Origin of the sequence: Actinoplanes sp. NPDC049316, assembly GCF_040677315.1 — a bacterium.
In the GTDB taxonomy this organism is placed as follows: domain Bacteria; phylum Actinomycetota; class Actinomycetes; order Mycobacteriales; family Micromonosporaceae; genus Actinoplanes.
Window position 1 is genome coordinate 36,929 of record NZ_JBFAQM010000015.1, and the last position, 11,789, is coordinate 48,717.

Genomic DNA, 11,789 nt, shown 5'->3' on the forward strand with positions numbered 1-11,789 from the left:
CAGCGTGTTCGCGCTCGTGGTCCGCTTCGACTGCCGGGACGAGATCGCGGCGGCCCGCTTCGACGAGCTGACCGCCGAGGCCGTCCGGCTCGTCACCGAACGGGAGCCGGGCACGCTGGTCTACGCGACCGCGGCGGTGGAGGGCGAGCCGCTGGCGCGGGTCTTCTACGAGGTCTACCGGGACCGGGACGCGTTCGCGGCGCACGAGCAGGCCGAGCACGTCCGGGAGTTCCACGCCCGCAAGGACCCGCTCCTGACCGGCACCCGCGTCGAGTTCCTCACCCCCGGCGCTGCCAAGGGACTGACCGCTCGGCCTTGAGCGGTCGTACCACCGCACCGACGACTACGGGACGGTCTGTTCCCACCGTCACGCCGCCGTCGGCGGCCGGGTCTACGCGGACGCGCCGAGCGGGGGTGGAGTGAATCCGCCGAACTCGCGCTCGAGCAGCTCGGCGAAACGGATCGGTGTGTGGTCCTCCAGGAGCGGGCCGATCAGCTGGACGCCGATGGGCAGCCCCTGCGCCGAGCGGGTGACCGGCACCGCGGTCGACGGGAGGCCGGGCGCCGTGGCGATGCCGCCCCACGCCGACTGGTCCAGGTAGTCGTGCTCTTCACCGTCGATCGGGATGCCGCGCTTGATCATCGGTTCGCTGTGATCGTGCGGGAAGGCGGGGGTCGAGAACACCGGCGCGACCACGATGTCGACGTCGGTGAACAGCTCGGCCCACTGGGCCCGCTGGACGGCGCGGACAGTGTCGGCCGCGACCCAGTCGCGATGGCTCAGGACCACACCCCGGGCCCGCTCGGCGGACAGCGACGTGTCCGACGGGTCGAGTGCGGCCGCGGCCTCGACACCGGCCGCGTAGACACGGGGCGGGAATCCCGCCGCGATGCCCGACTGGAGCAGGCGCATGTAGCAGCGGGCGCCCGCGGCCAGATCGGGCAGGTGCGGGCTGTGCCGCCGGACCGTCACCCCGGACGCCTCCAGCCGGGTCGCGAGGTCGTCGATCGCGGCGCGCACCTCGGACGAGACCGAGATGAGCGGATGCGTCCCCAGGATCAGGACCCGGAACGCGCCAAGATGGTCGTGCCGGGCCGGGCGCAACGCAGTCCGGTACGCGATGCCGGGGCCTGCCTCGTCGGGATCGCAGAGCAGGCGGACCATCATCGCGAGGTCGGCCGCGCTGCGGGCCATCGGTCCGATGACGCCCAGGTCGCCGCCGAACTCGGGGAGCGGCCGGGTGCCCGGGAACGTGTGCCCCCGCAACGGGAGCAGGCCGATCGAGGGCTTGTGCGCGTACACCCCGCAGAAGTGCGCCGGCACGCGCAGCGAGCCGCCGATGTCCGAACCCGTCGACAGGGCGCCGAAGCCGGCGGCGAGGGCGGCGGCCGAGCCGCCGGACGAGCCACCCGGCGTACGCCCGAGATCCCACGGATTGTTCGTGGTGCCGTGGATCGCGTTGAAGGACTGGAACTCGCCGAGCCCGAGCGGCACATTCGTCTTGCCGAGGAGCACGGCCCCGGCCGCCCTGAGCCGGGCGACCGCGACCGCGTCGGAGGCGGCCACGTGGTCCTTGAACTGCGGGAAACCCCAGGTCGTGGGCAACCCCTCGACGTCGATCGAGTCCTTGACGGTCATCGGTACGCCGAGCACGGGCCCACTCTCACCCCGGGACCGCGCCGCATCGGCCGCACCCGCCGCCGCGAGGGCCCGGTCGAAGTCGGGCGCGCAGATCGCGTTGATGTCGCCGTCGAGTCGTTCGATCCGAGCGATCGTGGCTGTGGTGAGCTCGACCGCTGACACTTCCCCGGCATCCATCGCCGCGGCCAGTTCGGCTGCGGTTGCGTACGCGTAGTCGGTCACGCCCCACAGCTTGCCTCATGGTGCCCGGCTCGCGGAGCCCTTGTGGACGCGGGCGGAACGGCCGGCAGCCCTTGGATGCGGCTAGCTCCAGACCTCTTCGGCGGTCTCGGCGATGAGCCGCAGCTTGGCGACCTCCTGGTCGTAGGAGAGCACGTTGCCCTCGACGGTGGAGGAGAAGCCGCATTGCGGGGACAGGCAGAGCTGCTCGAGCGGCACATACCGGGCGGCCTCGTCGATGCGGCGCTTCAGCGTGTCCTTCGACTCCAGTTCGCCGCGCTTGGTGGTGACCAGGCCGAGCACCACCATCTTGCCGGGCGGCACGAACCGCAGCGGGGCGAAGCCGCCCGAGCGCTCGTCGTCGTACTCCAGGAAGAAGCCGTCCACGGCCAGTTCGCTGAACAGCGCCTCGGCGACGAAGTCGTAGCCGCCCTCGGCGGCCCACGACGAGCGGAAGTTGCCGCGGCACATGTGCGTGGTGACCGCCAGCCCGGCCGGCCGGTCCTGGATCGCGGCGTTGATCTGCCGGATGTAGCGCAGGTGCTGGTGCTCGGCGTCGTCGCCGCGGGAGCTGAGCAGAGCGCGCTGGGCGGGATCGTTGAGGTAGGCCAGGCTGGTGTCGTCCAGCTGCAGGTACCGGCAGCCCAGGTCGTGGACCCGGCGCACCTCTTCGGCGTACGCGGCGCTGAGGTCCGCCCAGAACCGGTCCTCGTCCGGGTACACCGCCGGATCGATGGCCGCCCGGCCGCCGCGGTAGTGCACCATGCTCGGCGAGGGAATGGTCAGCTTCGCCGTCACGCCGGGGCCGACGGTCCGCGCGAGGAACGCGAACGCCTCCCCGAAGATGGTGTCGGTGAGCCGGACCGGCGCGTCGACGGCCAGCGCGGCGGACTCGAAGTCCAGCTCGCCGTCCGCATTGCGGAAGTGCACCTGGATCTTCTCCTCGGTGCGGCTGATGCCGCCCAGCTGGTAGATGAAGTCCATGTGCCAGGACGTACGCCGGAACTCGCCGTCGGTCGCCGAGCGCAGCCCGACGTCGCGCTGCATGGCGACCGCCTCGCGGATCGCGTCGTCCTCGACGGCGCGCAGGTCATCGTCGCCGATCTTCCCGGCCGCGTGCTCCTCGCGGGCCCGCAGCAGGCGCGCGGGCCGGAGCAGGCTGCCGACATGATCCGCCCGGAAGGGCGGGGCGTCGCGGAGTGTCATCGTCGATACCCCCTCGGTGCGACAGCCTACGTCCGCGCGCCGTCCTCCGGCATCTCCAGATTGTCCCGGCGCTCCCGCCGCGGGGAGCCAGATCGGACGGTCTCTCGGTCGCGGCTCTTGCCCGTGTTCTCGGCAGGAGATGGTGGGGATCTTGTTGGTCTCGGCACCGCAGACCGGGACTCGTCCCGGCGGCGCGCAAGGAAGCGGTAACCCACCCGGACGCCGCGCGGCCCACGCGCAGCGCGGCGGGAATCTCCGTCCTTTGGAGCGGAGAGGATGTCAAGTCGCGATCCGGTACCCGATCCCGGCTTCCCGGATCCGGCCGAGGTCATCGGGAGTGATTCGCGTGCCGGTGAACCGCTCGACCGCGACCAGCCCCTTTTCGACGCGGTCGCCGGCCTCCGCGAAATCGAGCCCGTCGAGGGCCGCGGCGACCTCCGCCGGCACGTCCTCGCGTCCCCACGGCTCGAAGGCGGCGAGCAACCGGCCGCGCTCCGCCAGGGACAGCTGGGTGAGCGCGTTGACGTTCCAGAACATGCTGGCCGCCCGCCCGCCGGACGACGCGGCGACGAGGACCTCCGGTCGCGTACCTCGGAAGCCGTTCTCCTCGACCACGAGCACGGCGGCGCCCGTGTCGAGCAGGGTCACCCACGGGTCGTGGGAGGACTGCAGCGACAGATCACGCAGGATGGCGTCGATCGGCTCGGGCCGCCGGGGATCGGCGCCGAACGCGCGTAGCGCCTGATCGGCCGTCGCCCCGGTGATGACGGTGACCGTCGCCGCCATCGCGAGCGGACTGCGCCGCACCCACCGGTACGCATGTTCCGGCCGGGGCGGGCGTACCGGTTCCGGCTCGCCGCGGAGCCGGTGCCCCAACCGGTCGGTGCGCCTGTGCACGATGTCGGGCGCCGGCGGCGCCGCCCAGACGACGAGCTTGTGACGCTCGTACTCGGTGTCGTTGTCGTCGCGTCCCCGGGCATGGACCCGGACGCGGTAGTCGCCGGGCCACGGAGGGGTCTGCCGGTTCAGCCCGCGTCCCTCGGGGCTGCCCGGTCCCATCAGGCCGGCGTGGCCTTCGGTGGCGTGCCAGCCGACCTCGACCGTTTCCTCCCAGCCCGGCTCCAGCTCGTCGGGTGCGCTTTCCAGCACCTCCAGCTCCACGTTCACCCGGCCGCGCTCGACACCGGTGTGCACCACGATTCCGTCCTCGGTGACGGCGACCAGGCCGTTGCCGGAGAAGTCGGCGTGCCGCGGGAAGGCCTGCTCGACCAGGGCGAACCGATGTCCCGCCACCTCCACCGAGGTAACGGAATGACGGGGGAGGAGGTACTCCGCACGGACCTTGGCGAGCAGCGCCGCCCCGTACGCCTGTGGCATGGGTTTCTCCCGCAGCAGCAGAGCCGCCGCGCCGACTCCCAGACCGACGGTCGCCGCGGCCCGCTCCACCATGGGCGGCGGATCGGCCTGATCCATGACTACGCGCGCCACGGCCACCGCCAGCGCCAGGTGAGCGGCCCCGTGCGCGGCCGCAATCGACGCTTCCCCGGCGGCGTCCGGCGCGACGGCGAGCGACTCCGCGAGCGCCGGGTGCGCGGCGATCCGGCGTACGAGCTGAAGCGTGCGGTCGGCCAAGCCGGGGCGCAGACCCTCCAGCACGCGGACGGCGGAGGTGGCCTCGCTCTCGTGCCCGCCCGAGGCGATCCATGCGTACCGGCCGTCCGGCGGCCACGGCACACCCGACAGCAGACCGGGTAGATCGGTGCCGGCCAGCTCGGCGACGCCGAGTTCGAGCGCGCCGAGCAGGCGTTCCACCGGCAGAGGTCCCAGCGCCTGCAATGCCGTCAGGCTCGCAGGCTCGCCATCGGCCGGGTGCTGCGGCCGGCGGTTCCCCGGACCGTGGCGGTCCACCTCCGCCGGGGCGCCCAGACGTCCGAGCAGCCGGGCCGGCGAGGCGGGAATCCGTTGCCGGAGGGCGGGCATCGCCGGCACGACCACCCGCGCGAGGTCGTCGAGCGGCGCGTCGAGATCACCGGTCATCCGACGACCATAGCCAAACGCCGCTTTCCCGTTCCCCCCGTCGGCTCACGGCACCCGGGGCAGAGACGGGTGCCGCCGTGACGTACCGACGACCATCCCGGAGGGATGACGCCGCGCTGCCCCGGAGGCCGCACCATCGGAGGCCGGGCCGCCGCCCGGACGGCGGCCTCCGGAGGGCGGGCGCGGTGCCGGCACGGCGGGTTCTCATACTGCTCCCGGCGCTCGTCGTGACCTGCCTCGCCGCCGTTCATCCCACCGGAATGATTCCGCCGTCAGCCGGTGCCGCGAAGCTGAAGGACCGTACGAGTCTCGTGGAGGTTGCTTGTGAACGGCTGGTTGCTGTGGGGACTTGTCCTGCCCGTTCTGCTGGTCGTCGCGGGAGTGATCACTCTGCGACGCCGGAAGGGCGGCGGCTGAGCGCAGCAAGGCTCGGTCGGCGAGCACAGAGTCGTCAGGGCGCTGTGCGTTCGATCCAGCCGTGTTCCAGTGCCCGTACGACGGCGCCCGTACGACTGGTCGTCTGGGTCTTGCGGAGCGCCGACCCCACGTGCTTCTCCACCGTCTTGGGGGAGAGGAACAGCACAGCCGCCACCTCCCGGTCGGTCCGGCCCTGAGCCAGCAGCGTCAGGACTTCCGTCTCCCGGGGACTCAACGGCGACGGCACGGCGGCAACCGGCAACGCGGCCGCCGGCCGGTTGATACCGGCGGCATAGGGGACGTCCGCTCGGACGACCGTGCCCCAGCCGGGGACCCGGTCCACCGAGACCGCCCCGCCCGCGGCGGCAAGCAGCTGCGACCATGAATTGGTGCCCAGGCCGAGCGGGTCCGGGTGCGCACTCGTGTGCCCGGCGAGCGACGAGTCGTCCTGCACGAGCAGCCGCAGACCCTCTGCCCGGTAGACGACGGCGACGTGGACCCGGCTGACCCCTTCGCTGCGCGAGGCGGCGAGGGCGGCGACCGTGACCACCTCGGCGGCGACCTGCGCCACGTCTTCGCCGAGCGGGCGGGCGGTCCCCACCTCGGTGACCCGCGTCGCGATCCGGGTGAGTTCCGCCTGGGCGGTGAAGCGCTCACGGATGACGCGGGCGAGCAGAGGTTGCCCGGTGCCGCCGGCCCGGAGAATGGCCCCGGCTCCGGCCTGGCTCAGCACCTCGAGGGCGTCGATCTCGCTCGCGGAGTAGCGTCGGGACTCGCCGGCGAACCCGACGTTGACCGCGATGACCTCGCCGCGCCACCACATGGGGACGGCGACCGCCGACCCCCGGCTGGCGCGGTGTCCGGGTGGCAGATGCCGCCGGAACACCTGCTCGTAGCTGGGCAGGACGACCGGGCGGCGGTGGGCGAAGGCTTCCCCCGTCGCACCCTCGTCGAGCGGGAAGCTGCGACCCAGCTTGCACGGGACGCCGATCTCGGCCACCTTGCTGTACGTCCCGCTGCGGGCGTCGACGAGGGAGACGCTGCCCGCGATCCCCGGCACCACTCCGCTGCTCGTCAGGAGTAGATGGCGCAACACCTGGGCCAAGCCTTGACCCGAGTAGAGACCACTGACGGCGACGTCCAGCGGTGGGCGGCCGTCGCCCGGCGCACCTCGCCCCTCGTGCCGCATGGTTTGGACGGTAGAAGGACCGCACGAGCAGACGCAATGGACAGGGCGAACGCCGGATCACGCCCCATATGAAAGGACGTCCACCGGGAGACTGGGGAATTTCCCCCATGGTTGGGCTGCGGCGACGAGGGCTTTACTGACCAGGCGCCTCGCCACTCGACCGGCAGGGAGGAACCCGGTGCCCGTCGTCCCGATGAAAGAGATGCTGGACCGTGCGCTTGCCGACAGGTACGGCGTCGCGGCGTTCAACATCCTCAACGACCTCACGATCGAGGCAGTCCTCGCCGCCGCGACCGAGGAGAACGCTCCGGTCATCCTGCAGACCTCTGTGAAGACCGTGCGGTCGTACGGTCGCCGGCAGCTCTTCGGAATCTTCGAGGCCCTGGTCCGGAACGTGCCGGTGCCGGTGACGCTGCACCTGGACCACTGCCCCCACCGTGAGGTGATCAGCGACTGCCTGGCCGGTGGGTGGAACAGTGTCCTGTTCGACGCCCACGAGCTCGATGTCGCGGAGAATCTGCGCCAGACCACGGAGGTCGTCGCCGAGGCCCGCAGAACGGGCGCGCACGTCGAGGGTGAGATCGAGGGCATCCAGGGCGTGGAGGACGACATCGGCTCGGACGAGGCCTCCCACGTCCAGAGTCTCGAGGTCGCCGTCGACTTCATCAAGCAGACCGGCGTCGACTGCTTCGCCCCGGCCATCGGCAACGCGCACGGGCAGTACAAGTCCGCGCCCGTCCTCGATCACCAGCGGGTGTCCGACCTCGTCGAGGCGACGGGCGTCCCGATGGCCCTGCACGGAGGCACCGGCCTCTCGGACGAGCAGTTCACCGACCTCATCTCCCGGGGGTGCGCGAAGGTCAACATCTCCACGGCGCTGAAAGAGAGCTACATGAAGGAGAGCCTGAGGTTCCTCAAGGCAGCCGAGGTGCAGGACAAGTGGGACCCACCCTCGCTGTTCAGCGCGCAGCGGGGCGCGGTCATCGAGATGGCCAAGCGGCACATCCGGCTCTTCGGTGGCTCGGGGCGTGCCTGGTGACCGGCTTGGTCTTCGACTGCGACGGTGTCCTGGCGGACACCGAGCGCGACGGACACCTACCCGCCTTCAACGAGACCTTCGAGCACTTCGGGTTGCCCGTACGGTGGAGCGAGGACGAGTACGCCGAGAAGCTGAGAATCGGCGGCGGCAAGGAGCGGATGGCCAGCCTGTTCGCCGACCCGGAGTTCATCCGTGCCGCGGGCATCCCGGAGGACGAGGACGCGCGCAAGGACCTCCTGGCCCAGTGGCACAAGACCAAGACCGCCGCGTTCAAACGACTGGTGTCCGAGGGCCGTATCCCCCCGCGGCCGGGCATCTCCCGGATCATCCCGGCGGCGCTCGAGGCAGGCTGGACCGTCGCGGTCGCCTCCACCTCGGCGGAGGAGTCGGTACGAGCCGTCCTCGAGAACGCCGTGGGCAAGGAGGTGGCCGACCGGGTCCCCCTGTTCGCCGGCGACGTCGTCCCGGCGAAGAAGCCCGACCCCGCCATCTACCGGCTCGCCGTCTCGCGGCTCTCACTCGAACCCGGGGACACCCTGGTGGTCGAGGACTCCCGCAACGGCTTGCTGGCCGCTACCGGGGCGGGGCTCGCGTGCCTCGTCACCGTCAACGGTTACACCCGCGACGAGGACTTCACCGAGGCCGTGCTCGTCGTCTCGGAGCTCGGCGACCCCGGTCGCCCGCCTGTGCAGGTGCTGGCCAACCGGAGCAAGGCGAGCCCGGGGGAGTACCTCACGCTGGAGGACCTCAGCTCCTGCTTGCAAGCGCAACCGGACGAGGGAGGGACCACGTGAGCAGCGACGCGCTGGAGCGGACCGAGCTGGTGGTGCGCACGGTCGCCGAGACGGCGGTGGAGAACGAGAGGTACTTCGGTGACCTCGACGCCGTCGTCGGTGACGGCGACTTCGGTTACTCGCTCGCGAGGGGCTTCGAGAAGCTGCTGGAGGGTTGGGACGCCCTCGACCGTACCGATGTCGGAACGTTCTTGAAGAAGAGCGGTATGACCATCACCTCGCGGATCGGCGGCACCTCCGGGCCGATCTGGGGCACCGCCTTCATGCGGGCCGGCATCGCCGCAGGGGACAACGACGACATCTCGAGCGAGCAGGCGGTCGCCATGCTCCGGGCCGCCGTCGACGGCATCAAGGCCCGTGGGCAGTCCGACGTCGGCGACAAGACCCTGCTCGACGCGCTGGTGCCCATGACCGACACGCTGGAGCAGCAGCTGCACCAGGGCAGGTCCGCCGCGGAGGCCCTCACCGCGGCCGCGGCGACGACGCGCGAGGCGGCCGAGGCCACCAAGGACATGGTGGCCAAGCGCGGGCGGGCCGCCTACACCGGGGAACGCAGCAAGGGCTCAGTCGACGCCGGCGCGATGGCCGTGGCCGTGATCGTCGAGCGCATCAGCCAGGTCTGGTCCAGATAAGGAGCCATGTCGTGAAGAAGTTCGTCAACGACCCGAAGAACTTCGTACCCGAGATGCTGGAGGGCCTCGCCCTCGCCAACCCGGACACCCTCCGGTACGTGCCCGACTACAACCTCATCATGCGGGCCGACGCGCCGCGCGAGGACAAGGTGTCCATCGTCCAGGGTTCGGGCTCCGGGCACGAGCCCGCGCACGTCATGATCGTCGGCAAGGGCATGCTCGACGCCGCCTGTCCGGGCGACGTGTTCGCCGCGCCACCGATGGACTACGTGTACGAGACCACGAAGCTGCTGGCCTCTCCCAAGGGCGTGCTCCTGCTCGTGAACAACTACACCGGCGACCGGATGGCCTTCGACATGGGCCGGGAGATGGCGGAGTCCGAGGGCATCAAGGTCAAGGTGCTCACCATCAACGACGACGTGGCGGTCAAGGACTCCCTCTACACCGTCGGCCGGCGTGGGGTGGCAGGCAACTTCTTCGTCCTGAAGGCCGTCGGCGCCGCCGCGGAGCAGGGCGCCGACCTCGACGAGCTCATCCGCCTCGGGACGAAGGTCAACGACGTCACCCGCTCCTTCGGGGTCGCGCTCACGGCCTGCACCCCGCCCGCCAAGGGCAGCCCCCTGTTCGACCTGGGCGACGACGAGATCGAGTTCGGGGTGGGCATCCACGGCGAGCCCGGGCGGGAGCGGCGCAAGCTGTCGAACGCGGACGCGATCGTCGACGCCATGCTCGATGCGGTCGTCCCCGACCTCCCGTACAGCAGCGGCGACCGGGTCGCTCTCATGATCAACGGTCTGGGCGGAACACCCATCAGCGAGCTGTACGTCCTCTACCGGCGCGCCCACCAGCAGCTCGCCGACCGGGGCATCTCCGTCGGCCGCAGCTACGTCAACGAGTACTGCACGTCACTCGACATGGCCGGCGCCTCGCTCACCCTCGTCCGCCTCGACGACGAGATCGACCGGCTGCTGAGAGCGCCCGCCGAGGTCGCCGTACGCGTCTTCTAGCGCTCCAGTGGGTCGCCGGCGCGACCTTCGCCGCCGAGCGTTCGCGGACGGTGCCGGCGACGATCAGGCGTCGGTGATCGCGTGCGATTGCGGCCGAGGTCCGGGGCTTTCGACCAAATGTGGCCGGCCGCCACCGCGTTGTTCAGGTCATGTGGCGACGCGGGAACCGCCGGCGTCGGCGAAGACCATCTGGTAGTCGGCGGCGGACAGGGTGGCGTTGGCGCCGAGCATGATGCCGCCGATGTTCGGATCTTCCAGGAACAGCGAGTGCGGTTCGAGGACGATGCAGCCGACGGCCTGCGAACGCTGCATCTTGAGATTGCGGGCGGCGATGTTGGGCCTGGGTCTCGCCCGACGCCGTTGAGCGCCGCGGCACCTTGTCCGCGCGGCCGTCGCCGCCCGTGCGTGCAGGCCCGCTCGCCGGCTTGCCCGCCCGGGTACGACCGTGCCCACGCAGAGAGGACACCTCTTGGCCTGCGCCAGCTGCAGACGGCACGGCTTCGACGGATCCCTGACGACCTTCAGCATGATCAGGCCGAGGCCGACCGATTGTCCCGGCAATGCCGCCGGGAGACCGGACGCGGCGGTTGAGGCCGCAGCCCACCCTTTGGCTGCCGGCGCTAACCGTCGGTCCGGAGGTCGTGCGCCGGCGCGTGAACCGGCCCGAGCACGGTGCGGGCGGCTCGCCGTGCGTTGGTGTAGCTGCTGCGGCAGGCCTCCACGTCGCGGTGCACGGCAGGCGACTCGGCGACCACGGACCCGCCCGCGGCGTGCAGCAGCCACCGGAAGTGCATGCCCGCGTCGCGGACCACCTCGAGGTCGCCCCGACCTTCACGCAGCAGCGCGACCGCCTCCGGCCACGGCGGCCGATCCGCCCCCGTGGCCTCGTGGGCCAGCACCTCCGCCCCGGAAGGCGTGCGGCTGATGAGCCGCCACCGGCTCGGGTCGTCGCGGCGCGTGCCGAGCTTGATCATCTTCCCTCCCCGGTCGTGCGGGCGTCGTGCCCTCCGCCTACCCGGAGGCCGGCCGCGGAAACGCCGACCAGGCCGGATCCGACGTGGTCGTCCGTCCGGGGCGTGACCCGCCGCCCGGGGCCCGGACGACCGTTTGCCCGCCGGGCCCGCGGGTAGGGGCGCCCGTCGGCCGGACGGTGCTGCTCGGCGACGCCGCGTACGCCGTCTCGCTGCCGGCCGGGCAGGGCGCGTCCCCAGCCTTGGCCGGGCTGCCGCTCGCCGACCGGTTGGTCGTCGGGGCCCTGGCCGGCGAACCCACGGCGATGATCGCCTAGCAGGCGCGGAGGGCCGGCATCACCGGGTGACCGTCCGCAGGCGGGACGGCGGGGAAAATGTCCGCGGGGTCGCGTGTACGGGATACTCGGCGGGGTAGGTGCGGCGGCATGGACACAAACGATCGGATCCACGTCCCGGCGTGGCTGAGCGGCCTGGACGTCCCTGCGACCAAGCTCGACATCATCCGCCACGCGAAACGCAACACATGCCCGGCGGGCACGGTTGAGTCGCTCGCGGTGATGCCGGACATCAGCTACCGGAGCGTGGTGGAAGTGGCCACCATGCTGCCGAGGCGGCAGGAGGCCGGGTCCGGCGGAC

13 protein-coding genes are annotated in these 11,789 nt (G+C 71.6%); 7 read left to right on the forward strand and 6 right to left on the reverse strand.

From position 1 onward, the window contains the following. The first annotated feature begins 4 nt into the window (after window positions 1-4). A complete protein-coding gene (locus AB0K03_RS22660; RefSeq protein WP_364687878.1) occupies window positions 5-319 on the forward strand; it encodes an antibiotic biosynthesis monooxygenase in 315 nt (104 codons plus the stop codon). A gap of 72 nt (window positions 320-391) precedes the next feature. On the opposite strand, the gene AB0K03_RS22665 is transcribed toward AB0K03_RS22660, so the two are convergent. From AB0K03_RS22665 to AB0K03_RS22680, 4 genes are all read right to left on the reverse strand, one after another. Beyond that, on the reverse strand, window positions 392-1,864 hold the full coding sequence (locus AB0K03_RS22665; RefSeq protein ID WP_364687880.1) for an amidase: 1,473 nt from the start codon (window positions 1,862-1,864) through the stop codon (window positions 392-394). An 81-nt stretch (window positions 1,865-1,945) separates the two neighbouring features. Next, the gene (locus tag AB0K03_RS22670; RefSeq protein WP_364687882.1) at window positions 1,946-3,067 is read right to left on the reverse strand and encodes a 5-methyltetrahydropteroyltriglutamate--homocysteine S-methyltransferase; all 1,122 of its coding nucleotides are present in this window, start codon (window positions 3,065-3,067) and stop codon (window positions 1,946-1,948) included. Between the two features lie 279 nt (window positions 3,068-3,346). Next, complete coding sequence (locus AB0K03_RS22675) at window positions 3,347-5,104, reverse strand: DUF6461 domain-containing protein (protein WP_364687884.1); 1,758 nt, start codon at window positions 5,102-5,104, stop codon at window positions 3,347-3,349. 451 nt (window positions 5,105-5,555) lie between these two features. Next, window positions 5,556-6,710 carry a LuxR C-terminal-related transcriptional regulator gene (locus AB0K03_RS22680; RefSeq protein WP_364687886.1) on the reverse strand — a complete coding sequence of 385 codons (1,155 nt, stop codon included), beginning with the start codon at window positions 6,708-6,710 and terminating at the stop codon, window positions 5,556-5,558. Between the two features lie 178 nt (window positions 6,711-6,888). Here AB0K03_RS22680 and AB0K03_RS22685 point away from each other — a divergent pair, with 178 nt between their 5' ends. Genes AB0K03_RS22685 through dhaK form a run of 4 tightly spaced genes read left to right on the forward strand, consistent with a single transcriptional unit; the run spans window position 6,889 to window position 10,182 of the window. Further along, window positions 6,889-7,749 (forward strand): class II fructose-bisphosphate aldolase, encoded by an 861-nt coding sequence (locus tag AB0K03_RS22685; protein ID WP_364687888.1) that lies wholly within the window; start codon window positions 6,889-6,891, stop codon window positions 7,747-7,749. Further along, window positions 7,746-8,543, forward strand: a complete 798-nt coding sequence (locus AB0K03_RS22690) for an HAD-IA family hydrolase (RefSeq protein WP_364687890.1) — start codon at window positions 7,746-7,748, stop codon at window positions 8,541-8,543. Before AB0K03_RS22685 ends, AB0K03_RS22690 begins: the two co-directional genes overlap by 4 nt. After that, on the forward strand, window positions 8,540-9,175 hold the full coding sequence (dhaL, locus tag AB0K03_RS22695) for a dihydroxyacetone kinase subunit DhaL (RefSeq protein ID WP_364687892.1): 636 nt from the start codon (window positions 8,540-8,542) through the stop codon (window positions 9,173-9,175). The genes AB0K03_RS22690 and dhaL overlap by 4 nt, the downstream gene beginning before the upstream one ends. Before the next feature lie 11 nt (window positions 9,176-9,186). After that, a complete protein-coding gene (gene dhaK, locus AB0K03_RS22700) occupies window positions 9,187-10,182 on the forward strand; it encodes a dihydroxyacetone kinase subunit DhaK (RefSeq protein ID WP_364687894.1) in 996 nt (331 codons plus the stop codon). Between the two features lie 147 nt (window positions 10,183-10,329). Here dhaK and AB0K03_RS22705 read toward each other — a convergent pair whose 3' ends face one another. Continuing rightward, window positions 10,330-10,494 (reverse strand): hypothetical protein, encoded by a 165-nt coding sequence (locus tag AB0K03_RS22705; protein WP_364687896.1) that lies wholly within the window; start codon window positions 10,492-10,494, stop codon window positions 10,330-10,332. 308 nt (window positions 10,495-10,802) lie between these two features. Next, on the reverse strand, window positions 10,803-11,156 hold the full coding sequence (locus tag AB0K03_RS22710; protein ID WP_364687898.1) for a hypothetical protein: 354 nt from the start codon (window positions 11,154-11,156) through the stop codon (window positions 10,803-10,805). 26 nt (window positions 11,157-11,182) lie between these two features. Here AB0K03_RS22710 and AB0K03_RS22715 point away from each other — a divergent pair, with 26 nt between their 5' ends. Together AB0K03_RS22715 and AB0K03_RS22720 are read left to right on the forward strand one after the other, a co-directional pair. Beyond that, the gene (locus AB0K03_RS22715) at window positions 11,183-11,470 is read left to right on the forward strand and encodes a hypothetical protein (protein WP_364688123.1); all 288 of its coding nucleotides are present in this window, start codon (window positions 11,183-11,185) and stop codon (window positions 11,468-11,470) included. A 108-nt stretch (window positions 11,471-11,578) separates the two neighbouring features. After that, a partial coding sequence (locus AB0K03_RS22720) for a DUF2795 domain-containing protein (protein ID WP_364687900.1) occupies window positions 11,579-11,789 on the forward strand: 211 nt, incomplete at its 3' end.